16 protein-coding genes are annotated in these 26,435 nt (G+C 39.0%); 5 read left to right on the forward strand and 11 right to left on the reverse strand.

Annotation, left to right across the window (positions count from 1 at the left end):
* The first annotated feature begins 25 nt into the window (after nt 1-25).
* Together IEX65_RS02160 and upp are read left to right on the forward strand one after the other, a co-directional pair.
* Nucleotides 26-1,780 carry a capsule assembly Wzi family protein gene (locus IEX65_RS02160; RefSeq protein ID WP_188764190.1) on the forward strand — a complete coding sequence of 585 codons (1,755 nt, stop codon included), beginning with the start codon at nt 26-28 and terminating at the stop codon, nt 1,778-1,780.
* Between the two features lie 76 nt (nt 1,781-1,856).
* Nucleotides 1,857-2,501 (forward strand): uracil phosphoribosyltransferase, encoded by a 645-nt coding sequence (gene upp, locus IEX65_RS02165; protein ID WP_188764192.1) that lies wholly within the window; start codon nt 1,857-1,859, stop codon nt 2,499-2,501.
* Nucleotides 2,502-2,634: 133 nt separating this feature from the next.
* Here upp and IEX65_RS02170 read toward each other — a convergent pair whose 3' ends face one another.
* On the reverse strand, nt 2,635-3,243 hold the full coding sequence (locus IEX65_RS02170; protein WP_188764193.1) for a DUF4230 domain-containing protein: 609 nt from the start codon (nt 3,241-3,243) through the stop codon (nt 2,635-2,637).
* 200 nt (nt 3,244-3,443) lie between these two features.
* Here IEX65_RS02170 and glmM point away from each other — a divergent pair, with 200 nt between their 5' ends.
* Both glmM and IEX65_RS02180 read left to right on the forward strand, forming a co-directional pair.
* Nucleotides 3,444-4,847 carry a phosphoglucosamine mutase gene (gene glmM, locus IEX65_RS02175; protein ID WP_188764195.1) on the forward strand — a complete coding sequence of 468 codons (1,404 nt, stop codon included), beginning with the start codon at nt 3,444-3,446 and terminating at the stop codon, nt 4,845-4,847.
* Nucleotides 4,848-5,111: 264 nt separating this feature from the next.
* Nucleotides 5,112-7,280 (forward strand): 3-coathanger stack domain-containing protein, encoded by a 2,169-nt coding sequence (locus tag IEX65_RS02180; RefSeq protein WP_188764197.1) that lies wholly within the window; start codon nt 5,112-5,114, stop codon nt 7,278-7,280.
* A gap of 57 nt (nt 7,281-7,337) precedes the next feature.
* On the opposite strand, the gene IEX65_RS02185 is transcribed toward IEX65_RS02180, so the two are convergent.
* A complete protein-coding gene (locus IEX65_RS02185; protein WP_188764199.1) occupies nt 7,338-12,788 on the reverse strand; it encodes an alpha-2-macroglobulin family protein in 5,451 nt (1,816 codons plus the stop codon).
* Nucleotides 12,789-13,236: 448 nt separating this feature from the next.
* Here IEX65_RS02185 and IEX65_RS02190 point away from each other — a divergent pair, with 448 nt between their 5' ends.
* Nucleotides 13,237-14,652, forward strand: a complete 1,416-nt coding sequence (locus tag IEX65_RS02190) for a tetratricopeptide repeat protein (protein WP_188764201.1) — start codon at nt 13,237-13,239, stop codon at nt 14,650-14,652.
* A 145-nt stretch (nt 14,653-14,797) separates the two neighbouring features.
* On the opposite strand, the gene IEX65_RS02195 is transcribed toward IEX65_RS02190, so the two are convergent.
* The 9 genes from IEX65_RS02195 to IEX65_RS02235 form a co-directional block, all read right to left on the reverse strand.
* Nucleotides 14,798-16,942 (reverse strand): bifunctional aldolase/short-chain dehydrogenase, encoded by a 2,145-nt coding sequence (locus IEX65_RS02195; RefSeq protein ID WP_188764203.1) that lies wholly within the window; start codon nt 16,940-16,942, stop codon nt 14,798-14,800.
* 43 nt (nt 16,943-16,985) lie between these two features.
* Complete coding sequence (locus IEX65_RS02200; protein WP_188764205.1) at nt 16,986-17,918, reverse strand: substrate-binding domain-containing protein; 933 nt, start codon at nt 17,916-17,918, stop codon at nt 16,986-16,988.
* Between the two features lie 121 nt (nt 17,919-18,039).
* The gene (locus tag IEX65_RS02205; RefSeq protein ID WP_188764207.1) at nt 18,040-18,969 is read right to left on the reverse strand and encodes an ABC transporter permease; all 930 of its coding nucleotides are present in this window, start codon (nt 18,967-18,969) and stop codon (nt 18,040-18,042) included.
* A gap of 91 nt (nt 18,970-19,060) precedes the next feature.
* Nucleotides 19,061-20,551, reverse strand: a complete 1,491-nt coding sequence (locus tag IEX65_RS02210) for a sugar ABC transporter ATP-binding protein (RefSeq protein WP_188764208.1) — start codon at nt 20,549-20,551, stop codon at nt 19,061-19,063.
* 112 nt (nt 20,552-20,663) lie between these two features.
* The gene (locus IEX65_RS02215) at nt 20,664-21,842 is read right to left on the reverse strand and encodes a Gfo/Idh/MocA family protein (protein ID WP_188764210.1); all 1,179 of its coding nucleotides are present in this window, start codon (nt 21,840-21,842) and stop codon (nt 20,664-20,666) included.
* Nucleotides 21,843-21,934: 92 nt separating this feature from the next.
* The gene (locus IEX65_RS02220; protein WP_188764212.1) at nt 21,935-22,966 is read right to left on the reverse strand and encodes a sugar phosphate isomerase/epimerase family protein; all 1,032 of its coding nucleotides are present in this window, start codon (nt 22,964-22,966) and stop codon (nt 21,935-21,937) included.
* A gap of 154 nt (nt 22,967-23,120) precedes the next feature.
* Nucleotides 23,121-24,323: a cupin domain-containing protein gene (locus tag IEX65_RS02225; protein ID WP_188764214.1), complete on the reverse strand. Its 1,203-nt coding sequence runs from the start codon at nt 24,321-24,323 to the stop codon at nt 23,121-23,123.
* Nucleotides 24,324-24,552: 229 nt separating this feature from the next.
* Nucleotides 24,553-25,581, reverse strand: coding sequence for an aldose 1-epimerase family protein (locus IEX65_RS02230; protein WP_188764216.1), 1,029 nt, complete (start codon nt 25,579-25,581; stop codon nt 24,553-24,555).
* Between the two features lie 36 nt (nt 25,582-25,617).
* Nucleotides 25,618-26,427: an alpha/beta fold hydrolase gene (locus tag IEX65_RS02235; RefSeq protein WP_188764218.1), complete on the reverse strand. Its 810-nt coding sequence runs from the start codon at nt 26,425-26,427 to the stop codon at nt 25,618-25,620.
* Nucleotides 26,428-26,435: the final 8 nt, after the last annotated feature.

The raw sequence follows: 26,435 nt of genomic DNA on the forward strand, positions 1-26,435 counted from the left end.
CTTCTACCAAAAATAACATATTTTAATGGGATTGTGTTTGCTAAAATATTTTAAAATTTCGACTGGCTACAAGCATACTACACTCCTATTTAGGAAATTTAGTATTTTATTTGTTCTGTCTATCATCAATTCTCTTAGTGGCCTATCGCAAAGTAACTTTGCCCCCCTAAACGAAGAGTATTCAAACCTAATCGAACGTTATGAGATAAAAAGTGGTAGTTTGTTAAATCTTCATTCCAACATAAAACCAGTCAGAAGAAAAGATTTAGTGAAATTATCTACTGAGTTAGAAACTGATGAAAAGGTTAAACTTTCTAAAACTGACCGTTTCAATTTAGAATATCTACAAAACGATAGTTGGGAGTGGCTCGATGATACCAAACTTCCACAAAGTGATTCTAAAAAAGCGATATGGAAACATCTGTTCAGAAAAAAATCTGATTTGTATAGTATTCAAAACAAAGATTTAGATTTTCATATAAGTCCGATATTCCAGTTTTCGTTTGCCAATGACAATCAGGCTAAAGAAACGCCTTATATCAATACTCGTGGCATTGAAATTCGTGGTACATTGAATAAAAAACTTGGTTTTTATTCGATGTTGACAGAAAACCAGATGCTTTATCCCGAATATGTAAGAGAATATGGGCGTCAGTACAATGCGAATCCTTATGAGGGTTTTACCAAAATTCCGAATGCCGATTCGAGCAAGTATTTAGCCGATTTCTTTTCAGCAAGAGGGTACATTACGTTTCAAGCTCTGAAAAGCGTCCAAATACAGTTTGGTCATGACAAAAACTTCATTGGTTCGGGTATTCGTTCAATGATTTTATCTGATTTTTCGGCTCCCTATCTTCATCTGAAAGTGCTAACAAACATCGGGCGTTTTCAATACATGAATTTGTTTGCCCAGATGATAAACAAACAAATTCCAGTGGCAGTTGATGGCACTGAACAGCTCCCGCCTAAATATTTTTCATTGCATCATCTAAGCATTAATCTTAGCCGCAATCTGAATATTGGATTCTTTGAAAGTATCGTTTTTGGGAAACGTCAAGTAGGTTTTGATGTCAATTACCTCAACCCCGTAATATTTCTACGTTTTGTAGAAGGACACCTCGGCAGTGTTGATAATTCGATTGCTGGAGCAAATTTCAAGTATAATTTCAAACGCCACTTCTCACTTTATGGGCAATTTGTGCTTGATGAATTTAATATCAAGTATTTCAAGAAAGATGGCTGGTGGGCAAAAAAATACTCCGCCCAAATCGGCACACGATACGTAGATGTATTTGGTATAAAAAACCTTGATTTTCAGGCAGAGTATAATTTAGTGCGACCGTACATGTACAGCCATAATTCGACATACAGCAATTATGTCAATTATAATCTCCCACTGGCACATCCACTGGGAGCAAACTTTAAAGAACTTTTATTAGTGGGGCGTTATCAGCCTATGGGTCGTTTATCTATGAATTTTACGGCTATGATTGCCCAACAAGGAAAAGACTCAAACATAATAAATTGGGGCGGTGATATTCTAAGAAATTATAACTTTGCTCGTCCTTCTGACTACGGTAACGAAATTGGGCAAGGCCGAAGAGCCAATACGAAATTTTATCAAATGAGTGTATCATATATGTTGGCTCATAATTTATTTGCAGATTTGAAAGTTCAGAGCCGAAACACCAACTTATCGGGCGATGCCGATGATAAGAAAAATACGATTTTTTCGTTGGGTCTCCGCTGGAATACAAGCCAACGACAGTTTTTGTTTTGATTTTCACAAATATAGTTTACGATAATTTTTCGCAATTTGCCGTTGTTCATTATCAATTATACATTTTACATTAATCATGTTTGTCTTAACCGAAAACAACTCCTTAGCCAACCACTTCCTTTCTGAATTGAGAGACGAACAAACACAAAAAGATTCGATGCGATTCCGTCGAAACTTAGAGCGTTTGGGGGAAATTTTTGCCTACGAAATCTCAAAAACACTTAGTTTTCAGAAACAAGAAGTAAATACTCAGCTCGGCATCAAAAACACCTACCATATTTCGCAAGATGTGGTTTTGGTAACGATTCTTCGGGCGGGTTTACCATTGCATCAAGGGCTGCTTAATTACTTCGATAAAGCAGAAAATGCTTTCATTGGGGCATACAGAGGCAAACATGACGAAAAAGAGGCTTTTGAGATAGAAATGGATTATATTACAAGTCCAGATATACACGGTAAAGTATTGATAATAAGCGACCCTATGTTGGCTACTGGAAAATCAATCGAAAAGGCCTATCATGCTATGCTTCGTTATGGAATTCCTGCCAAAACACATATCGTTTCGGCCATTGCGAGCCAACGTGGAGTCAGATTTATTCAGGCACGCCTACCACAATGCCGCCTGTGGGTTGGAGATATTGATACCGAAATGAACTCAAAATCATACATCGTACCAGGCTTAGGCGATGCAGGAGATTTAGCTTTTGGAGGGAAGGTGTAGATACTTGGTTACTGGGGAATTGGTTATTAGGAAATTAGTTACTGGTGAACTGGTTATTTGTAAACTCGTTACTGGTAAAAAAATTCACCAATAACAAATAACCAGTAACCAATTCACTAATAACAAATAACCACTACTTCAACCGCTCCAAAGTTGCTTTCATACGGTATTGAAGTACTACTTTTTTGCCTGATATATTTTCGAGTAAAGGCTTCAATACCAATTCAGCGTTTTTCTTGGTTTGTTCCAGAATCCCCATATCAAGTGCCGATTGTTTGATTTTTGCTTCTGCACGAGTATATGCTTCGTTCATCAACGATTGTTCATTCATGAAAGCATATTCAGTATCATAAATCTTCGATTTACTGTGGTCGATTCGATAGCTACAAAGTTCGGGGTCAGGCAGATGCACAATGAGCGTATCATCTTTAGTAGTAATATCATCGGCTTTTATTTTGGTCAAATCTAAGCAGCCAATGGCCTCACCTTGCACAATCAAAATGGCTTTCGGATTCGGCAAATAATCACGCACCAGTTCTTGTTCTACTACATCTCTGAAAGCAAAATTAGATAATTCGAGTTTCCCGAGTACTGTCATTTCTTTCAATACCATATTGTGGGTTGTTTGAATATCTTTGATAGCAAATGGACTAAAGTTTTTGAATTTCTCCCACAAAAAAATAGTTAGCACTATTGTTGCCAATACTACCACTATTTGAAAATACCTCCTAAATAAGCCCATGATTCCTTAATTTTATATAAACTCGCTCTGCCGCAAAATTACTACACATAATAAACATTTTTGGTGTAATTTTCGTATAATCATAATTAAATTATATAGTACCCTAGCTCGATTTAAGATTATAATACAATTTAATCTTAAACATTAATATGTTTTTCGTATCTTTGTTGGGTTAAAAGTAACCAAAAACTCTATTTACAGTGACGCTTATCAAATCAATTTCGGGTATTCGAGGAACTATTGGCGGAAAAAGTGGCGATTCCTTGACCCCTTTAGATGTTGTAAAATTTACTGCTGCTTACGGTTCTTGGCTTAAAAACAAAAATTCAGAAAAACCACTTCGTGTTGTAATTGGAAGAGATGCCCGTCTATCAGGCAAAATGGTTTCCGATTTGGTATCTGCCACACTCGTAGGAATGGGTTTTAATGTAATTGATTTAGGCCTATCTACTACTCCTACTGTCGAAATTGCGGTTCCTCTTGAAAATGCTTTGGGCGGTATCATCCTTACAGCCAGCCATAATCCAATTCAATGGAATGCCCTTAAATTACTCAACGATAAAGGCGAGTTTATTTCGGGTGCTGACGGAGAAGCATTATTGGCAATTGCCGAAAATGATAGTGCCGAATATGCCGATGTAAAAAGTTTGGGTAAAGTCGAAACTAATGATTCTTATTTACAGAAACACATCGAAATGATTTTGGATTTGCCTTTGGTTGATAAAGATGCCATTGCAAAAGCAAATTTCAAGATTTGTGTTGATGCCGTAAACTCTTCGGGTGGTATTGCTGTGCCGATGCTATTAGAAGCTCTGGGCGTAAGCGAAATCAAGAAGATTAACTGCGAACCAACGGGTATTTTTGCCCACAATCCAGAGCCATTACCAGAAAATCTGAGAGAAATTTCGGGTGAACTTCGTAAAGGAAGTTATGATTTAGGAATCGTGGTTGACCCTGATGTAGATAGATTGGCATTTATTAATGAAGATGGCGAACCATTTGGTGAAGAATATACACTCGTAGCAGTTGCAGACTATATCTTGCAAAATGCTCCTAATAAAGAAAGCTTAACAACTGTTTCTAACCTTTCTTCTACTTTAGCCTTAAAAGATGTCACCCTAAAAGCAGGAGGTACTTATCACTCGGCAGCGGTTGGAGAGGTAAACGTTGTAACCAAGATGAAAGAAGTTGGTGCAATCATTGGCGGTGAAGGCAACGGAGGAATTATCTATCCTGAGTTCCACTATGGCCGTGATGCTTTAGTTGGTATTGCCCTCTTTTTGAGTCACTTAGCGAAAGTAAACAAGCCTATCGGTTTCTTGCGTAATACTTACCCAAACTATCATATTGCTAAAAAGAAAGTCGAACTTACGGCTGATTTAGATGTTGATGGCATATTAGATGAAATAAAAGTGAAATACGAACGCTATCCTATCAATACAGAAGACGGCGTGAAGATTAACTTTGAAAAAGAATGGGTGCATTTACGTAAATCAAATACTGAACCTATCATCAGAATCTACGCTGAATCAGAATTTGAAACAACGGCCTCGAATCTCGCTGACAAAATCATTAGAGATATTAAAGAACTTATTTCTCAATAATGACTTTTAGCTTCACATTGAGTCATCACATATAGTTTTAGTAACAAAGAGCTTAAAATTGTTTAAACAGTTTTAAGCTCTTTGCTTTTCGCTACAATCAATCAATATTTTTTGGTTGATTCATCTGCCCTCAATTCTCAAAGAATAAGTAAGGTATCTTCAAGTATATCAGTTTTGGCACTGAATTTGTGCATCATTTTTTTGCACAGACAATTCGCTATTTATAAATGGTTGTTTTACAATCATATCATAATTTGATTTATTATGTTTAGGAAAAAAGGAAGCCCAAAATTTATCCTATCTATCTTTCTCTTGATAGGTAGTCTGCACGTAGTTGGACAAGGTTTTCCGACTAACCTTGAATGGCAGAAATGCTATGGTTGGAACGATTACTATGGAGATGAAGGCACAAAGATAATTCCCACTCAAGATGGAAATTACATTACCATAGGTAAGAAAAGTTTAAATGGATTTGAAATTGTCTGGATAGCAAAAATGGGTTATTTGGGCAATATGATATGGGAAACAACTGTATCAGATAATAATGCCTACATTGGTTGTAGGGCTCAAGATGTTATTCAAAATCCTGATGGTAGCTATATTTTAGTAGCTCGCATCAATAGTTATTCAAATCTTCGCTTTAATAACTCAAATTCACTCACGATTTCTCCAATACAAAATAAAGGTAATGCCGATATTTTAGTAGCTAAACTTGATGGTGATGGCAAAATGACTTGGTTTAAAACCTTTGGTGGTGATGGCGAAGATGTTCCAGTAAAAATATTACCTACCAACGATGGGAATCTGATGTTACTCACTTACACGGGTTCTTCAAATGGAGATATAGCTAATTCCGATAAAAATACGTCTGGCTTTAATCAAGACTTATGGCTTGCTAAATTAGACCAAAACGGTTCTTTACTATCAAAAAAATGTATTGGTGGTAGTGGAGACGAAGTGGGTTTTGATATGAAAAAGACCTCAGATGGTAGCTTTATTCTTGTTGGTTCTTCGACTTCAAACGACAGCAATTTTGGTCCAAATAAGGGAGGAAAAGATATTTTAGCAGTAAGAATTGATGAATCTATTAATGTTGTTTGGAAAAAAACTTTTGGTGGAAATCAAAGAGACGAAGCACGTAAAGTATTGGCACAACCTAACGGAGACATTATTATTGGCTTGACTTCTAACTCTGCGGATAATGATTTTCAATTTACTTCGTCAGACATTTTTCCTAATAATTTTGAAGAAAACATCTGGTTAATGAAACTCAATTCAAATGGTGATGTACAAAACAAAAAAATGTTTGGGGGAGCTGGCCGTGACATTATCAATGAGTTAATTGCCACTCGTGATGGAAATTTTGCGATTGCGGGTTCAACAAGGTCAAATAATGGAGACATTCGTGACCGAAATAGGATTCCTTCAAATAACAATGGGCAATACGATGTACTACTCATGAAAGTAAGCAATAACTTTGATTTTATTTGGTCAAAAACACTCGGTGGCTCATCAGACGATGAAGGTAACGGAATCGTTGAAACCAATGAAGGAACTTTTATCAGTATCGGTACAACTCAATCATTTGATGGAGATGTTTCGGGAAATCATTACAGTTCTCAGAATAGTAAAGATATTTGGCTAACAAAAATCAATTATAAATGTGATGCTGATATTGTAACTTCGGTTGATTTAGTAGCAGTTAATTCAGAAGTGGTTGCCTCGCAAAGTATTACGACATCAGATAAAGTAAGTAAAAACTCTTCAATACATTATGGAGCGAGTAAAAATGTTGACCTGACCGATGGTTTTGATAGCGAATTTGGAACAACTATTGATTTCAATTTAGCAGGCTGTAATGCCGTTAACGGAATTAACCCCAACCCTATCCAAATAAAGGTAAATAACGAATGTCGTGAGGGAGGAATGAAATTTGAATTTATGCCATTTACGCCAAGTACTGATTTAGGTCAATACAAAATTTCAGTTCAGAATCTCGACCCTAAAATTGAATTTAGCTTCAATGGTAATACCCTCATTACGAAAAATAACCTACCTAATAATGGCAATGCTTATTTTGTGGTGAAAGTTTCTAAAGAAGGTTATGAGGATTTTGAATATCAGAGTTATACCAGTACTTGTGAGCATGATAATGCTCCAATTGACTGCCCAGAAAATGACCGAGATGTAATTCTTGATAAAGAGTATTATAGTGTAGGTGAGACTTTTACTGCCTCATGGACAGGCACTTTACTACCAGCACAAGAATTATCTTGGTATAACGAAAACGTAGAAACTATTTCAAAAACAGCGACAACTTTTACGGGTAGAATCACAGCATTCCCAGCACATGTTCAAGCACAGCCAGGTATTTTCCCAACTTCTCGTCCATGCCACGGCTCTACGAGAGTTGAGTTTAGAGCAAGAAAATAAGATTATTTTTTCATAAAGAAGCCCCAAAAGTTTAGATTTTTGGGGCTTTTCCGTTTTTTACTCCACTATCACATTCCCACCACCGCTATAACTGCGGTAATCGCCATTATACATGGCATCGGCTGAAACTGGGCCGAGAATAAATTTACCACGAGAAACAACTCTTACTAAATAATAGAATGTCTTTTCGGTGGCATCGGCTGTGGTGTAGAAATTGATTCTATCATCACGAATATCGAAATGTTGCGGTGTTGAGGCATTTTTAATCCAAGTCATGTTACGGTCTTCGTTCAGACGTGGATTTTCAATTTCAAATGCCGCTGGTAGCATATCGGTTACAACTACATTCTCAACTGGCGTGCCAAGTGTGCTGCTTACGCTTACTTTTACAACAACTAACTGATTTTGTTTTAAGCTTCCAGAAATCGGCTCGCCATTTCGGTTCAAGAATTGACGGCGAACTTTCAAGAAATTGTCTTCTTCGGTGTAGCTTCCTGTGGCACTTAACCCTTCTTGTTGCGAGAAATAATACAAGCCACCTTTCCCTTTGGTCGAGATATTGACCAATTTTCCTGCAATGCCTTTTTCGATGTTTAAATCTGTTCCTGCGAAATTTACCAATATTTTATTATCAACTGATAATGAAGCTGTTACACTCGATTCGCCCGTACGTTTGGCAATTTTACCCAAGGCCAAGAAGCTAAACACTGATTCTTGCGTAGAAAGATAAGGCGTTGATTTGATGGCTTGCGAAAGTATGCGTGCCAATTTCGGTACTTGTAGATTTTCGGGCTCAGATTCTACCAAACTATTCAACGAAATAGCCAAATTTCTGATTGGCGATGCAAAACTTCCGCCTGTCTGTTTTTGGGTGTTTTCTATCACATAATCTTTCGGTAAAAGCTGTTTGAAGCTACCTTCATCACCGATTTGGGCAAAACTTGCACCGAGCATATATCGCTCATCGGTTGTCAGTAAAGTTTGATTTGCCTTGTAATAATTCATCACTGGCTGATTGGCTTTTCCTGCCATTGCAAGTGTATAAAGCGAGTAAATCATTTCGTGGCGGGCAATCGTGCGAGTTGTCCAAGTGCCAGTTTCGTTATAAATATAGTCGGTTTCGGTCAAATCTTGCATCGACGTTTTGGTAGTCAGATAATCCAACATTTTGCTCCATACTCCTTCATTCACTTCATAATCAGCCTTTTTAGCTTCCAATAAGAAATGGGCCGCAAAGGCCGTTCCCCACCAACTTTCGCTATCGCCACCTTGCCAGTAACTCACTGCTCCATTGGCCAGTTGCATACTTTCTACTTTACGAATAGCAGCTTGCACATTAAATTGTGGATTCCAGTCATTTTCGCCCGAAACTCTGAGCGAGCGAGAATTTTTAGCAATTGTTTTCGTGAAATCGGCAAAATATAATTGCGGGAAAGCCTTAGAAACCGTCTGCTCAATACAACCGTGCGGATAACCCAACAGATAATCTAATTGCTTGGCAAACTGCACCATCGGCAAGCGACTCACCAACAAACTTGCTTGTGCCGTGCCTGCCATATAATCGTTTCCGAGATTTACTGATTCGGTTTTTCCTGCCAAAACTACGCCCGACATTGAAGTTTTAAGCAACGATGTTGACGGTCGGATTGTCAAATCAACTTTTTCAGAAAACTTCTCTTTAAAGCCATTTACAACCACGGCAATACTTCCAGTTCCGATAGCAGCAGGTGCTTTTACGCTGAAGTTTGTTCGTACTTCTTTGCCCGCAGGAACTGTAATCGACTGATTATTAGTGCCTTGCAGAGCCAGCCCACCAGTAAGATTGACCGAAACTTGAGCAGTTGTAGCATTTTTAGTGGTATTTGTAACCGTAACTGGAATTATAACCTCATCATTCGGACTCAAGAATCTCGGAGCTCCCGTGCTGATAACGATTGGGTCTTTTACTTTCATGTTGGCATTGGCCGAACCAAAAGCCTCATCTTTGTACGCAACCGCCATGATACGTAAATCGCCCGAAAACTGTGGAATCTCAAATTCAAATTCGGCTTCACCACCCATGCCTGTTTTCAAGATTCCTGACCAAACTGCCACCAACTTCGTGCGTCCATTGCTTAATGGATTTACTCGTTTTTCGAGATTATACCCATCACCACCCGTGCTACTGCTTGCCAACGATAACTCAGGGAAAAGGAATTGATATAAATCGTGGCTGCTTACTTCCAAAGCCTGTTTTTGGTAAAAATAATTGTAAATATCAGGCGTTTTGAAGTTTTTGATTTGCAAAATACCTTCATCAACCACCGAAATCGTGAGTTCGGTATTAGCTTTTGTTTTTATCGTGACTTTTTGCTTGCGTTTCGAGCGAGATTCTTTCACCGCAACAATTTCAACTGGTAATTGATTGGCTGTTTTTTCAACTTTCATCGGTGCAAAACCATGAGCCACCGTGAGTGGCATGTCTGTTCCTTTCATTGGGCGAATGAGCGTTGCCGTTACATAGACGTTTGGCAACATTTCTTCCGTAATTTTGATGTCAATTTCTGCCGATTTTTTATCTGTTTCTACGTAAAAATGCTCTAAAACTGTCCCTTTTTCAACGGTTACGAGCATTTTTCCTGCAAATGGTGTTTTCATCAGGACCTTTGCTTTATCGCCCACTTCGTATTTCTCTTTGTCGAATTCCATCAAGACTTGTCCTTCGTTGCTCACTTCAAATGAACTACTCGATGTATTTCCGTAGCCATACGCATAAAAACCTTGTGAAGCATAGCTTTTTGCACCCGCTTGGGCAATACGAATTTCGTACTCGCCCGAAACTTGTGGAATGAATTTTATCGAAGATTTTCCTGCGGCAAAACTTACTTCTTTGGTCTGCACCAGTTTTTCTTGTCGCTTAGAGTTATAGCGAATCACGCCATCGGTTTTCTCGACAACGGTCTGATATTCAATACGATAGACCGAAACCTCAGCTTTTGCCGATTTAGGTTTTCCATCGGTCGAAACCGCAGCAAGCGGAATAGTCATCGGCACGTGCGTACCCACATAATAATCTGGCAAAGCAATGCCATAAAAAGTATTTTGTGTGAACACATCAAAACTTTTTACTCGATTGAGCGGGCGGCCAGTCTCATCAAAAACCGTTACGAAAACTTTGCCTTCCAAAACGCCCATATCTTGGTAAGTTTCGGCGATTTGAAAAGCTTGTTTGGCCAAACCATTTTCATCGGTTGAGCCTTGACGAACATCATGCTCGAACTTTGTATCATTCTGAATATCAAACGAATACTGCTCAAAACCTTTGGCATTAAATGCTTTGCGTTTGAGGCTAAAATCCATTTCATAGTTTCGGTTGGATGCTGGCGGGCCGAATAAATTGGTGGCAGTGGCCAACATCTGCACAGTTTCGCCAGTTTTGTAGCTATCTTTTGCCGTCACATCAACTTTGATTCTATCGGGCATAAATTCTTCAACGCTCACCGCTTTTGAGGTAAGCAAAACATCGTTTCCGTTCAGAATCTCTATAGTGTAGGTACCCGTAACGGCCGCACGGTCAAGCGGAATCGAAGTTTCTACGGCACCTTGTGCATTGGTGTTTTTCAAGAAAGATTTAAACTCACGACCGTTGGGTAAAATGAGTCTGATTTTCAAAGGAATTTCGCTGGCAGAAGCCCATTTGGTATCACGCACAACAGTATTAAAATGAATTTCTTCCCCAGGTCGATAAATATCACGGTCGCCATAAACAAAAGCATCTAATCCTGTGGCATTAGCTCGCTTACCTTCTACCTCGAAACGTGAAGTTTCAACCTGCGTATCTTCGAGCAACATATAATTAAAATCGTCTTCGGTGCGAGCCGTAATCATGGCTAACTTGAAGTTCGGAGCCTTTTCTTTGAGTTTTTCAAATACAATAACACCTTTACTATCAGTCTTTTGCGTTTCCATGATTTGATTATTAGTCGAAATCAATTTTATCTCGACATCGCCCATTGGCTCGGCATCGATGATTGAATTGACAAACACCATTAGTTGGTCGCCGTCAGCCGATTTCTTGGCGATAATGCCTAAATCAGATACCGAAACAAGTTTGGTGGCATTCTGATAGTATTCATCATTTGAATTAAGATTGACCAAATAAACCCCACGCAATTTATCCTGCTCGGGCATTGGCATATTCAGGACCGAAACTCCGTGGACTTTCGATAAATTGCCAGTTTCGATGGTGCGGTCAACAATTACATCGCTATAAATTCCTTGGTCGTCAGTACCATAGTTAAAGCCATTTACTCGGCTTTCTTCGCCATCATAATCGTAGTTTTCGTAGCGGTTATTTCGCACGTATGAGAGCAAATTATTCTCATAAATCTTCACGATTTTGAGTTTTACTTTAGGGATATTCGTTATACGAATGCCCACATTTCGACTACCTTTTGATGATAAATACAAACCTTTTTTGCTCGTAAATTCGATACTTGCGGGCATTTCTCCAAAAAACAAATCTTTGGTTACTTCTCCATCAAGTTTTGCTCCGAGTGTACCACGAAGATTGTCTTTTATGGTCAGAGTATAAGCCTCCGAAGCACTAAAAAAGCCTTTGATGATAAAACCGTTTTCGGTCAATTCGGTTTGGGTTTCAACAGCTGGCTCGATTTTGAAAGCATCTTTCAGGTTATCGCCCGAAATTTGTTGAGTAGTGATGACCTTCACAAAACCTTGGTTTTTCTCGAAACCGGTTTCTATATCAACCACTTTTACTACGTAAGGCGAAGGTAAAACTCCTTCGAGTTCAACTTTTTCTTGCGTAGAACCTGCACTTCCTGCAATTTTTACACCTTTTTCGATGATTGTTTTGAGCGAACTTTCATCTTTTAGTGAAGGAGCATTATCAAGGGCCAGTACCAATTTTGGGTCGTTGGGTGTGCTGTTTAAGGTAAATTTAGCATCAGCATCTTCGAGTTGCACTTTTAGTAAATTCGCAACATCGGTTTCTTGTATTGGGTAATTAAAATCAACTTTTACTTTTGCAACAGGCTTATTGTCAGCACCTTTCATCCAGTAAGTTTCGAGTTTTTCGGGCTTTAAGTGGGGCGTGTGAAACTCGAAAGATTCATTATCTAAACCATAATTTTTAGTGGTCGATTTGCTCAAAAGGTTTTTAGTAAGTACAGCTCTATAATTGGTTGCCCCTTTGAAACCATTCGATGGAGAAAACACCAATTCGTTTTTGGCCGACCACTTAAAAACCCCCTCAACTTTCGGTTCGATTCTTACGTATTCAACGGCTTGCCAAGTTTCCAAGTCGGAATCAGAAACCAAGTCTTTGTTGAAAGTAAAAACTAAGTTTTGAGCCAATTGAATTTCATCTTCAAAGTTTCGAGCGGCTACACTTACTTCGTTGAGTTTTGAACAGCCAGTAAAGAGATATGAAATTTGAGTGATGAGATATGAGAAAAAAACAATACGCAAAAAGCCGTTTGCTTTTGTGCGAGAAAAAAGAGGATTCATGGGCGATTTGGAGATTGAAATAGGTTTCGAGGGTATTAACGTGGGAAGTTCGTGAAATTGTAGCGGAATATCAAAAATATTTTTGATTAAAGTCGGAATAATTGACGCAGAAAAATTCTAAAAAACCTTTTAATTATACAGTAATGTGGGCTTTTCTAAAAAAATATTAAAATTATCATACGCATTAATGACAAAAGACTTTGCACTTCAAATCCTTTTTACTTAGCTTTGCGAACAGCCTTTAAGAATTAATACCAATTTTTTCTTGAGGTGTGCTTTCACTAATTCCCTTCATAAATTAGACTTTGCTGGTCTTATAAAGTTAATCATTCGTAACCCTTAGAAGATTAAAAGGTAGGATTTAAAAATTCATATCGTGCTATTGGTATGTCCAATATTGATTCGATATGAAACTATGTACTTATATAACTTAACTCTAAAAAACACCATGAAGAAAATTTTTCTTGCCCTTGCTATGATGTGCTGTTTTGCCAGCAATTCATTTTCACAGGACTTAGATGAGGCACTACGCTACATTAAAGTTGGAAATACTTACCGTGAAGTAGATGAATATAACCTTTCGGAGTATTATCTCACAAAAGCTATCAACTTAATTACAACCAAATTTCCAACTCAAAAATATTGGGAAGCTGCTGCTTATGAAAATTTAGGTTTACTCTACCGTGACCACGAAGAACAAGCTGAAGCACAAAAATACTTCACGAAAGCATTGGATATTTACCAAAAAGCCAACTACGTGGCCAGTGTGAAAGCGGTTCAGAAATTGATGTCGAGTGCCGACAACAAAGAAGAATATTATGCAGGTATCGACGTAGGTGCAACTGGTATAAAATTGAGCGTTTTGGGAGCTAAACTTAACCCTAAAACAAAAAAATTGGAGTTTAAGGTGACTAAGAAATTTAAGAACGCCAATATTAATATGGGTGTAAAAAATATGAGTGCCTATAAAGAAGGTGCTAAAGCTATCAAGAGTTTTGTGATTGACTCTTTAGTAAGTTTTGGAATTCCTTCTGACCGTGTGATTATTGCAATCAGTAGCGGTTTAGTAGGTAGAATTCAGGCCGATACTACGGTTTTGAAAGACGAAATACAAGCTGCTCTCGGAAATCCTAACCAGAAAATAGAAGTGGTTGATTATATCCGTGAAGCAGAAATGACCATTCGTGGAGCAATTCCTCAGTCGCTTTGGTACACTTCAACGGTAATTGACATTGGTAGTGGAAACACAAAAGGTGGCTATTATGTAAGAGGTGCAAAGCCTGGTGATTCGCCAAAAATGCTCGGTATCGAATTCCCAGGTACTAAAACTTATGCGTCGTCTATCGAAAAGAAATATGACCCTAAGAATTTGCAGGAATATGTAACAGCTATTGATGCAGAAACGAAAGACCTTACTCTACAAATCAGACGTGAGTTTGACGAACGTCGCCCAGAAATGAAACGCCGTAAGAGAGTTTACTTGTTTGGTGGAGCAAGTTATGTTGCAAATATGTTGATGTCGCCTGATAGTGCTAAAGAAACAGTAATTAGCATGAATCGTTTTGTGATAAACAATTTCAAAACTAAGTCGGTAACTGATATTACAGCACTCAGAAATCCAGATTTAACTCGTATCAAAGATGAGGCTGTAAGAAGCTACGCCGAAGCCAGAATTCAAGAAATCAACAATAATATTTTCCCCCGTGATGAAGATATTATTTCGGCAGCTCACTTAGTTTATTCGTTTGCCAATGAAGTTACAAGAGGTCTTGGAGTAAAAGAAATAGTGTTTGTCAATGGAACCGACACCGCTTGGATTACGGGTCTGATACGGGCCAGCATTGAGCAGCAATACGGAAAGTAATTATTTACACTTACCACTATAAAGTTTATAAACACGAGAGAAGAAATTCTTTCGTGTTTTTTTATACCTTCTCAATGGCAAGCCAACAAAAAGGCCAAGTTGTTTGGATTCAACTCGACCTTCTTTATTATTTTCTTTGATTATTCTATCTATAAAAGCCCATTGCAACGCCGCCATCAACATTGATAGCATTGCCGGTTGATTTGCTTAAAAGTCCACCAACGAGAGCAAAACAAGCATTGGCAATATCAACTGGAAGGATAATTTCATTGAGTAATGTACGTTTGGCATAATACGCTGGTAATTCTTCAACCGTAATTCCGTAAGCTTTTGCACGGCCTTCGGCCCAACCACCTGCCCAAATATTAGAGTCAGAAATAACAGCATCAGGATTGACAGTATTTACTCTAATTTTATCTCCTCCAACTTCGGCAGCCATTAGGCGAGTTAAATGACCTTGAGCAGCTTTTGCCGAGCCATAACCTGCATTATTTGGCCCCGCAACTACGGCATTTTTAGAAACAATATTCACAATATCACCTCCGAAACCTTGTTTTCTCATTACCTCGATACCTGCTTTCGATACGATGAATTGTCCTTTTACTAAAATATCATATAATCTATCCCATTCTTCGAGGCTATGCTCAGCGATAGATTTTGAGATACTGATTCCTGCATTATTTACCACAATATCAACTCCGCCAAAGGCCAAACAAGCAGCATCAAGTGCTTTTTCGGTGCTTTCGGCATCGGTTACGTTTAATAAAGTAGTTGCTACGGCATCTCGTCCAAAAGTTTTGATAAATTCGGCTTTTGCACCTTCCAAACGCTCCTCATTAATGTCATTGATGATTACGCACGCACCTTCTTCGGCAAATTTTTTAGCGATTGCTTTACCAATTCCACCAGCTGAGCCTGTAATCAATGCAATTCGTCCTGAAAGTGCTTTGGGTTTTGGCATACGTTGTAATTTGGCTTCTTCCAACAACCAATATTCGATATTAAAAGCTTCTTGGCGTGGTAAAGAAGTATATTCCGAAACAGCCTCCGCTCCTTTCATTACGTTTACGGCATTAATATAATATTCTGATGCCAAACGAGCCGTTGTTTTATCTTTCGAGAAAGTAAACATTCCCACACCTGGATATAAAATCACGACAGGATTTGGGTCACGCATGGCAGGAGAATTAGGATGCTTACAAGTATTGTAATACTCGGTGTACATTGCCCTGTACGCCTCAAATGCGGGTGTCAATTTAGCTTTTATGGCCGAAACATCGCTCAAATCTTCGTTTGGAGCTAATTCCAGTACTAAAGGCGAGATTTTTGTACGTAAGAAGTGGTCAGGGCATGATGTTCCGAGCGGTGCGAGTTTCTCTAAATCATTTGAATTAATGAATTCTAAAACTCTTGCATCGTCGGTAAAATGTCCAATCATACCCCCAGCTCCTAAAGGGGAGTTTTTACGGTGAGAGGAACAAAGTCCCCTCAAAATCGGAGCAAGTTTAGCTGCTTGATGTTTTCTTTCTTCGGCGGGTAAAGAAGTTATTTTCTGTCCACCAAAAACATTTTTATAATTGCTTTCCAGATATTCCGCACATTTCTCAATAACTTCAAGTGTGTTGATATAACTTTTGTAAGCAGTATCGCCCCAAGTGAAAAGTCCGTGCGAACCGAGCATAATTCCACGCAATTTTATTCCACGACCAGCGGCTTCTTCCAAACAAGTGCGAAGTTGCAAACCTAAATCAAAACCTGGGCGTTGCCAGCCAACCCAACCCACTTCGCCATTGAATAATTCTTCGGTGATTTTCTTTCCATCTTTCGCCGCTGCAATGGCAATGGCGGCATCAGGGTGTAGGTGGTCGATGTGTTTGAATGGTAAAAACCCATGCAGTGGCGTATCAATTGAAGGAGCTTTTGAGGCTAAATCGAAAATACAGTGATTGAAAAGCTCAACCATTTCATCTTCAAACTCAATTCCACGATAAACTTTGGTTAGGTTTAGCAGTCTTTCCATATAAAGTGCTGCACAACCTGATTTTGTGAGCGTACCAATATCACCGCCTGAGCCTTTAATCCACATCACTTCGGTATCAGCACCTGTGAGTGGGTCTTTGTCTATGATTTTTACAGAAGTATTTCCACCGCCATAATTTGTCAATCTTAAATCTGCTCCGAGAATATTTGAACGATATATAAACAAAGCTACTTCATCGCCCGCCAATTCAGCGGCTTTTGCATCATCCCATAAGTAGCTTACATGGTTGAAAGTCTTAGAATTTTTCATTTTTTTAAAATTATAGCTTAAAATCTTCTTTTTCTCTTTAAAATCACTTCAAAAACTGCCCAACATTTTCTTTTGTAACCAACTGAAACGGTATCATCAGTTCTTTTTCGTAAGGTTGTCCTTTGGCAATTTTCACGGCCGTTTCTATTGCTCCTGCCCCTTGTTGTTTAGCATTCTGAAAAACAGTAGCATCAAGTGTGCCTTTCTTCACTGCTTGCAAAGCATCGGCAATGGCATCAATACTTACCACAATTACTTTATCTTTTAGGCCCGCATCTTGTAAGGCTTTCAAAGCACCGAGTCCCATTTCATCATTTTGAGCAAAAACTGCATTGATTTTTGAGCCGTAAGACTGAATCCAGTTTTGCATTAAATCCATACTTTTGGCTCTATCCCACTCGCCAGTCTGGTGAGCGATAAGTTTTAGGTCAGGATATTCTTTCAAAATCTCTTTAGCACCTTGTTCACGTTGAATCTGAGCTGCTTGCCCCATAAAACCATGAATCATCACTACGTTTCCTTTTCCGCCCAATTTTTCAGCAATATATTTCATCGCAATTCTGGCCGATTCTACATCATTTGAACCTACAAAAGCCGTTGGTTTGGTACTTGTAGCTGAATTTACGTTGATAATAGGAATCTTTGCTGCCAAAGCCTTCGTTACTGCGGGCGAACTTGCTTCTACCTCACAAGGATTCATAATAATAACATCTACTTTTTGAGCAATAAAGCTTTCTACTTGTTCGATTTGCTTTAATGGCTGATGTTCGGCATCAACACTTATCAATTCAACGCCCAATTCTTCAGCTTTTTTATTCATTTCGTCACTGATATTGACAATGAATTCATTTTGCATACTAAGCAGTGTAACCCCTACTTTGATTTTTTTATCGCCACTATTTTCTGCATTTTTTGACTGGCTACAACTGATAAATAAGAAAACTGTGATAATTAGAGTTGAATACAGGTGTTTCATTTTTCTGTTTATTTTCAAATATATTTTGCTAATAAAAATTTGGAAAGAACATTTGATTTTGGGGGTAGAGACAGGGCATTGCCGAGCGACGGTCGCCCTGTCTCTACATAATATAATCATGTCAATCTTTTTTCTGATTCCAACTATCTAAAACAACTGCTCCGATAATGATTATTCCCATCACAACTTGCTGATAATAAGAGGTTACATTGAGTAAATCAAGACCGTTGTTAATTACTCCAATTAGCAAAACACCTACCAAAGTGCCTGTCATGGTACCCGTTCCGCCCGAAGTAGATGTGCCACCAATAACGGCTGCTGCGATGGCATCTAACTCAAAACCAGCTCCTGCATTTGGTTGTCCAGTAGTGATTCTTGAGGTGAGTAAAACTCCTGCTAAACCTGCCAATAAACCCGAAATGGAATAAACGGCCATTTTTACCTGATTCACGTTGATTCCTGATGCTCTTGCTGCTTGCTCATTGCCACCTACTGCATAAATATATCTTCCGAGCAATGTTTTTTTAAGGGTAATTGAGCAAATAGTAAAAATGATAATTAACACAATAATCGGAAAAGGAATACCCAAAACTTCGCCCCCACCAATAAAATTGAATGAATCAGAAAGATTTGAAATAGGCCGACCTTTACTCAAAATTAAAGCTAAACCTCGTCCGATTGTCATTGTTCCAAGCGTAACTATAAATGGAGCAATTTTACTTTTTGTAATAATAAAACCATTAAAAACTCCCATCAAAAGCCCAGCCAGCAAGCCTGCAAAAATTGGCAATGCCACAGGAAAAGTATCAGGATGTGCAAGCATTGCAGCTGTTACACCTGTTACGGCTACCATCGAACCCAGCGAAAGGTCAATTCCGCCAGTAATTATTACAAAAGTTACACCAAAAGCCAATAAGGCATTTATAGATGCCTGTGTAATGATGATTGTCCAGTTTGAGACCGTCAAGAATTGGGGTGAAATAAAGGAAAGAATGAGGCAAATAATAATAAATACCACAAAAATTCCGTATTGCCTTAGGCGATTTAACATGATTTAATTTACGATTTATGATTTACGAATGACGATTTATATTGATTTCCAACTTAATTCAATCGTAAATCTAAAATCGCTAAATCGTAAATCAGTTCACTGCATATTGCATGATTTTTTCTTGGGTTGCCTCGTGTTTTGATAATAAAGCGGTTTGTTTTCCTTTTGAAAGAACCATAATTCTATCGCTCATACCAAGAATTTCGGGCAATTCTGACGAAATCATAATGACTGCTATTCCTTTATCAGTCAACTGATTAATCAATTTATAAATTTCAAATTTTGCTCCAATGTCAATGCCACGGGTGGGTTCGTCTAAAATAACCAGAGTTGGCGAGGTCAATAAAACTTTACCAATGACTACTTTTTGTTGATTTCCACCACTGAGCGTCATCACTTTTTGATTGATGCTCGTGGACTTTATTTTTAAATCTTTTGATAGTTGAGTTGCCGCTTCGTGTTCGTGACTTGAATTGACAAACCATGCTTTTGAGAAGTTTGCTAAACTCGACAAACTGATATTATCTTTGATGGACAATGCGGGAATAAAGCCCAAAGCCTTACGGTCTTCGCTCACATATCCGATGCCATTTCTAATAGCATCTTCGGGTGATTTTATTTCAACCTTATTGCCTTTTAATATGATTTCTCCGCTATCATACTTATCCAATCCGAAAATTGCTCTGGCTATTTCGGTTCGCCCTGCTCCCATCAAGCCCGCTATGCCAAGCACTTCGCCTGCCTTAATTTCAAAATTAATATTTTCAAACTTGCCTTTTGTACTTAAATTTTCTACCGAAAAAATTCTCTCTCCTTTTTTTGAATTATTGACAGGAAAGAGGTCGTTTATTTCTCGGCCAACCATCAACGCAATTAAGGCATTTTTATCTAATTCGTTTGTGTTTTTAGTAGCGATGTATTGTCCATCACGCAAAACCGTGATTCTGTCTGTAATCTCATATATTTCGTCCATTTTGTGTGAAATATAGATAATTGCGACTCCTTTTGCTTTCAAATCTTTGATGATTTTCAAAAGCATCGTCACCTCATTATCAGTAAGTGCCGATGTAGGTTCGTCCATAATAATCACCTTTGCGTTGTTTGAAATCGCTTTGGAAATTTCTACCATTTGCTTTTCGGCAATACTCAAATTTTTGATTTTGGTCTGAGCATTGATTTTTACACCAATCAAATCGAGTATTTCTTGGGCTTTTTGATTGATAGCTTTGTCATTTAACCAACTTCGATAGTTTGTTTCTCGACCTAAAAATATATTTTGAGCAACGGTTAGTTCGGGAACGACAAGGATTTCTTGATGAATCATAGAAATTCCTTTCCGTAAATTTTCGTGAACGCTATTGCTTTTTAGGATTTCTCCCTCAAAGATAATTTCGCCCGAATCTGGTTTAAGCAAGCCCATCAAAATCTTCATAAATGTCGATTTCCCTGCTCCATTTTCACCCATTAAGGCATGAACTTCGCCTTTTCGGAGGTCAAATTGAATATTATCCAACGCCTTCACCCCTAAAAACGATTTAGAGAGATTTTGTACTTGGAGGATATTTTGAGGGTTTGAAGGCATTTCAATTTTATACAAAAATGGGCATTAATTAGGGGAATTTTCGCATTGTAGAGACAGGGCAATGCCCTGTCTCTACTGAGAACGAACGCTACGAATTAATTCAATTAATTTTTCACACAAAATTACCTTCTACATTCGTATCTTTCCAACTTCTTGAATTAGCCGAATCAATGACTGCCGCACAAACTTTTTGGGTTTGAAGTGCTTCTTTGAAAGTTGGAGAACAATCTTCGCCAGTTTCTAAGCTTTTCAAGAAATCAGCTACTTGATGAATGAAACTATGCTCATAACCAATACCACAACCTGGAATCCACCATTTATTCATATAAGGTTGGTCGCCATCAGTCACATGAATCGAACGCCATCCACGAACAATTGAATCATCACGGTGGTCGAAATATTCGAGGCGATTAAGGTCGTGTAAATCCCAACGGATAGAAGCATCAGCACCGTTAATTTCAAAAGTATAAAGAGCTTTATGTCCACGGGCATAACGAGTAGATTCAAAAAGTCCGAGGGAGCCATTCGCAAAATGACAGTGGAAAATACACGCATCGTCAATGCCAACAGGCTCAACTTTTCCAGTTAGCTGGTGCATACGCTCTTTTACAAAAGTCTCAGTAACGGCAGAAACATCGGTAATTGCCCCATTGAGCCACATGGCTGTATCAATACAGTGAGCTAAAAGGTCACCAGTTACACCCGAACCCGCAGCACCTACATCCATTCTCCACAAGCCTTCACCACCTTGTGGTAGGTCAGCATTGATAGTCCAATCCTGTAAGAAATTAGCTCTGTAATGATATATTTTACCCAGTTTTCCAGATTCAATGATTTGTTTTGCTAAAGTAACCGCTGGCATTCTACGGTAGTTGTACCACACAGTGGTTTTCAATGGTTTGCCATCTGTTCCCGCTTTCTCGATGGCATCAACCATTATTTGCCCTTCTTCTAAAGTACGAGCTAATGGTTTTTCACATAAAATCATTTTACCTGCGGCTGCCGCTGCCAAAGCGATTTCAGCGTGCGAATCGTTAGGTGTACAAATGTCAATGGCATCAATATCGTCCCGAGCAACGAGTGCTTTCCAGTCGGTTTCGATAGATTCAAAACCCCATTGGTCGGCAAATGCTTGTACTTTTGCTGCATTTCTTGAGCAAACGGCCTTCAATACAGGTGTATATTCCAATTCAGGAAAAAAATTTGTAATGCGATTATATCCATTAGAATGAGCTCTTCCCATAAGGCCCGTTCCTATTAATCCGATTCTAAGAGGTTTCTTCGTTGACATAGTTTTATTAATTTTAGACAGGAGAGGTTAGACAAGAGACAAGAGAATAGTAGTATTTATCTCATGTCTTTTGTCTAATATCTTATATAAATTTAGGCTTCATACCATCCATGTTGTTTTCTAACATTTATCATGGCTGCCAAAATATCGTTCCATGTTTGTTGTTTGGTCATTACTGCATTATCAAACATACAGCCATCCCAACAAATGTGGCGGAAAGCTTTGGTCAATTCGCCCGAATTATTGCGAAGCCAAAGACCTGCATCGTGTGCAATATCCAATTTTCCATTCGGGTCAGTTGCTTGACAGTGGCGACCAGTCTTATCGTGTGAGCCTGTCCCGTGAACCGTTCCATCGTTTTGTGCAACGTGGAAATCTATTGTCCATGGACGAAGAGCATCAGTTAATTTTCTTAATCCTGCAAGGAACGTTTCTCTATCTCCCCATTGGAAATCTTCGGGAAGAATTCGAGCTTCGGGGGCGTTATACCCGAGCAAGTAAAGCGTGGTGTGCGACATATCAGCTTGGAAACCAATATTCGGGCGGTCAACTGCTTCCAGTGTGTCAATCATGGCTTTCCATGAGTGCATTCCTCCCCAACAGATTTCTCCTTCGGCAGCGAGTCTTTCACCATAATCGGCAGCTACATCACAGGCTTCTCTGAATGTTTGTGCAATTAATTTTGTATTACCAACTGGGTCAGCTGCCCAAGCGTGAGGTGTACTCGCTGAGTCAATTCTAACGATTCCGTTTGGACGAATGCCCATTTCACGCAATTTTTGACCGATATGACAAGATTTACGAACCATTTCTACAAAATTTGCTCGTTCTTCTTTGCTTCCCATTGCTGGTCCACCCCAAATCGGAGCAACCAAACTTCCAATTTCAAGACCGTGCTTTGAAACTTTATCGGCCAATCTTTTGATGGCATCGTCAGAAGTATCAAGGTCATAATGTGGGTCGAAAAGACCCAAGTCCACACCATCGAATTTTACGCCACCTACTTCGGCAGCGGCGGTCATTTCGAGCATGGTATCCAACGAAATTGGTGGCTCAGAGTCTGGCCCTTTTCCTACAATACCCGGCCATGTGGCATTGTGGAGTTTAGGATAATTATTTTCCATTTGTTTAATAGATTTTTAGGTTGATATTTTAATGAGTGAATGATAGAGTGAGCGAATGATAGAATTTTGAACGAATGTTTAATAATTAATGCAACTTCTCATAAAATATTCATTCATTCCATCATTCAGTTCCACTGCGGCACTCTTTCTATCATTATAAAACTAAATCAGGGTTGTTAGGTCCAAAGTGCTTGAGCATTACGATTGGGTCATTGGCTGAATGATTCGTGATTGTTACGCCCTCCATTGCTGCTTTTTCTGTGATAAAAAACTCATCGTTTGTTAGTTGTCCGTAGCGAATCAAAGCTGGTGTTTCGATATTCCAAACACCCATTTTGCCGTGTCCTTGCATCATAATGATTCCGTAAGCGGCACTGTCTTTAATTGTTACGGTTTGCCCTGGAAAAACAGTCAATTCTTTTGCAGAAAATGCTTCTGAACGATAACAAACCCATTTTTCAATATAGCCTTCTGCTTCCATTTCTGCCACATCTCTTACTGGTTTTGGTTGCATGAAACGAGTTTCGAGTAAATTTGGATTAGTATTTAATTCCCAGTCAATTACTCCCATTAGTTGGTCATAATCGCCAATTTGGTCAGGAGGTGTGCCATTCCACAATAATTCTTCTGGAATAACTGCCTCATTTACCAAAGATTGATACATGGCAAAAACATCCGATGCTTTTTGTGGCTCATACGTACACAAACTTCCTGGTGCATGCAACATTCCTGGAGGAACATCCCAGCCAGTTCCTGGAATTAATGGAAACGCCTGCGAGTACATCGTAATTTTATTATCACCTTTTGTGAAATTCATCAAACATTCTTTGATTTGTTCTTTAGTTGTTCCCGGGGCAATACCGAAAAATGTATATGGAAAATCTCCACCATGATTATTTAATTGTGGCGGATAATAATAAGCTTCGGGCTTGCCGAGTTGACCAATTTTGGCCGCTTCTTCGTCGTTATGGTGAATATGGTGTGGTAAAGGCCCCATATTATCAAAAAACTTGGAGTACATAGGCCAACTTTTGTATTCATTCCAAAGGCGGTCACCGATGATTTCTGCACCGAGTTCGTCGATGGCATCTTTCAAAAGTACTCTTTCATCACCCACAATAACGAAGCTTAAACCTTCATTTTCGCCAGTTAATGGACCATTTTTTGCAGGAGTTGTTGATGAAAGCCAACGCTCGTCGATTCCGCCACGAACACCACCAAGTACGTAATAATCATCGGGGTGAAGTTTTATTCTGCGGCCTGGCACACAAAATGAACGTGGAACCCAAGTCGGTGCTAATCGTAAAATTCCTTTTCCTTGTTCTAAAGCTTTTTGTGCTATACTTAAATTTGACATAATGTAATGTTTGAAGGGTTGAATTTATTTTTTAGTCCCAGAGGGACGGTTTAATATTATAGCGGTGGGTTTTAACCCACTGAAATAATCCAATCGTGTATTTATGAATTCCGTAGGGATGGCATATTTAATATGCTCCGAACCTACGGTTCTTATTGTTATTGTTTTTTCGATGGGTTGAAACCCATCTCTACAATATTTGTTGTCCCGATGGGACTTTTTACGTAGTCTATTTTTCAATAACCCTCACTTCTAAATCAAAACTTCTTGTTTCATAAGAATCCAGAAAAATTAATTCTTTATTGGCTCTTGCTTGGGCTTGTCCAATTGGAGGATTGGTGGCGGGTTCGATGCCTGTGACATACTCACCTTTGCCCCAATGTTGCCAATTAACTAAGTGTGGTAATTGGTCTTTTTTGAAATTAATCTCTACTCTCAGACCAATTTTTTCATTGTGAAGTCCTGCAACGCACATTCCTTGCTTATCGACATCTGGGTCGATAAATACTACTTCTTCACCAGTACCGAGATGGTCGTCGATGGGTGATGGACAGGTTTTAAAATCGTTTCCTTCTTTGAAAATCTTGGCATTTTCATCGCCAAAACGGGGTTTCCATTTTCCTTCCCAAAGTATTTTTGTACCTTCATCAACCATCGGATAACCAAAGTTGAAATGATACATCAGCATCAGCGGAGCGGGCGTGTTTCCTCGATTGATAACCTCATCGTGAATTTTGAGCATTGGCTCACCAAGAACCCCAGAAATTGTTCTTCTCAATTCGAGACTTGGTCCAAAAACTTTGGTTTCTTTGATAATTCCTGTGATACTCATTTCCATTTTTCCCACAACAGGGTCGGGTTGAACAATGGAAATAATTTCGGCTGGAAGATTTGAGATGTTTCCATGAATACCTCTTTCGCCAAACTCATCTTTTTCGGGGCCACCCACGTGCGAAAGTCCGCAAGTCGCTAAGAGTCCACCACCAAAGGTTTTTAGCCAATCAATTCCTCGGTCTGAGTTGGGTTGTGGAGCGTTAAATCCACCATGACTGAGCCATGCCAAGCTATGTTGGTTGTAGAACGCCTCAGCGATGTCCATTCCTCTATCAATGACCACTTTATATCTCAGCCCAGTTCCTGTATTTATCCAAGCGATACGATTTCCACGACATAAACCATTGTCAAGAACGGAAGTTTCGATGCCCCCCATTTGGGCATGATTTGAGATTTTATCTTTATAATTTTGAATTCCGCTCATTGAAAATTCATTGACAAAGTTTTTAATTTGAACCTATTAATGACCTAAAAACCAGTCTGTAACCCGAGTATTAAAATCTTCCACGTTTTCAAAATGGAAGGCATGACCCGCTTTTTCGTAAAGGAAAAGCTCGGCATTGGGCATTGTCGCCACAATTTCATTGGCCATCCACTCGGGTGTAAAAATATCTTCTTTACCACCGATTACGAGAGTTGGCTGCAAAACTGAACTTAACTCAGCAAGCACAGAATGATTGATACATGCCGCCGCCTGACCTTTTAGTCCATGAAGTGGTTGTGGGTTTGGGTCTAAATGAGCACTTTTTCGACCTTCTTCCAGTTCGGTTGCAAACTTTTCATCGTCCCATGAAGCTTTTGAGTAAATCAATAGTTGAATATAAAGACTGAATTCTTCGGGACTAAACTTTGCTTTACAATTGACAATATGCTGAAAAATGCCTTTGGCGGCATTGTCACAACGAGCCCACGGACACATCAATACCAAAGATTTTACTTTTTCGGGGTGTCTGATTGCCAATTGCTGAGCAATGGTACTTCCCATTGAACAGCCTATTATGTGGGCATTTTCGATGTTAAGTTCATCAAGCAGACCTGCATAATCATCGGCCATCATTGCCGTTGAGTAATCGCCTTCAGGTTTATCAGTTAAGCCAACGCCACGATTATCTCCGATGATACATCTAAAATGTTTCTCGAAATAAGCAGCGTGTGGCTCCCAAACAGCACCAGCGGCCGTAATTCCCATTATCATTAAAAGAGGTGGTGCGGAGCTTGAACCACGTTCTTCGTAGTAAAAATTGATTCCGTTTGTTTGTACGAATGGCATACAAGTCA

This window comes from Emticicia aquatilis (assembly GCF_014644295.1).
Classification (GTDB): Bacteria; Bacteroidota; Bacteroidia; order Cytophagales; family Spirosomataceae; genus Emticicia; species Emticicia aquatilis.

What these genes read in the sequence shown, in the direction of transcription:
- IEX65_RS02160 (WP_188764190.1), top strand. Translation starts at nt 26, where the DNA reads ATGGGATTGTGTTTGCTAAAATATTTTAAAATTTCGACTGGCTACAAG.
- upp (WP_188764192.1), top strand. Translation starts at nt 1,857, where the DNA reads ATGTTTGTCTTAACCGAAAACAACTCCTTAGCCAACCACTTCCTTTCT.
- IEX65_RS02170 (WP_188764193.1), bottom strand. Translation starts at nt 3,243, where the DNA reads ATGGGCTTATTTAGGAGGTATTTTCAAATAGTGGTAGTATTGGCAACA.
- IEX65_RS02180 (WP_188764197.1), top strand. Translation starts at nt 5,112, where the DNA reads ATGTTTAGGAAAAAAGGAAGCCCAAAATTTATCCTATCTATCTTTCTC.
- IEX65_RS02185 (WP_188764199.1), bottom strand. Translation starts at nt 12,788, where the DNA reads ATGAATCCTCTTTTTTCTCGCACAAAAGCAAACGGCTTTTTGCGTATT.
- IEX65_RS02190 (WP_188764201.1), top strand. Translation starts at nt 13,237, where the DNA reads ATGAAGAAAATTTTTCTTGCCCTTGCTATGATGTGCTGTTTTGCCAGC.
- IEX65_RS02195 (WP_188764203.1), bottom strand. Translation starts at nt 16,942, where the DNA reads ATGAAAAATTCTAAGACTTTCAACCATGTAAGCTACTTATGGGATGAT.
- IEX65_RS02200 (WP_188764205.1), bottom strand. Translation starts at nt 17,918, where the DNA reads ATGAAACACCTGTATTCAACTCTAATTATCACAGTTTTCTTATTTATC.
- IEX65_RS02205 (WP_188764207.1), bottom strand. Translation starts at nt 18,969, where the DNA reads ATGTTAAATCGCCTAAGGCAATACGGAATTTTTGTGGTATTTATTATT.
- IEX65_RS02210 (WP_188764208.1), bottom strand. Translation starts at nt 20,551, where the DNA reads ATGCCTTCAAACCCTCAAAATATCCTCCAAGTACAAAATCTCTCTAAA.
- IEX65_RS02215 (WP_188764210.1), bottom strand. Translation starts at nt 21,842, where the DNA reads ATGTCAACGAAGAAACCTCTTAGAATCGGATTAATAGGAACGGGCCTT.
- IEX65_RS02220 (WP_188764212.1), bottom strand. Translation starts at nt 22,966, where the DNA reads ATGGAAAATAATTATCCTAAACTCCACAATGCCACATGGCCGGGTATT.
- IEX65_RS02225 (WP_188764214.1), bottom strand. Translation starts at nt 24,323, where the DNA reads ATGTCAAATTTAAGTATAGCACAAAAAGCTTTAGAACAAGGAAAAGGA.
- IEX65_RS02230 (WP_188764216.1), bottom strand. Translation starts at nt 25,581, where the DNA reads ATGAGCGGAATTCAAAATTATAAAGATAAAATCTCAAATCATGCCCAA.
- IEX65_RS02235 (WP_188764218.1), bottom strand. Translation starts at nt 26,427, where the DNA reads ATGCCATTCGTACAAACAAACGGAATCAATTTTTACTACGAAGAACGT.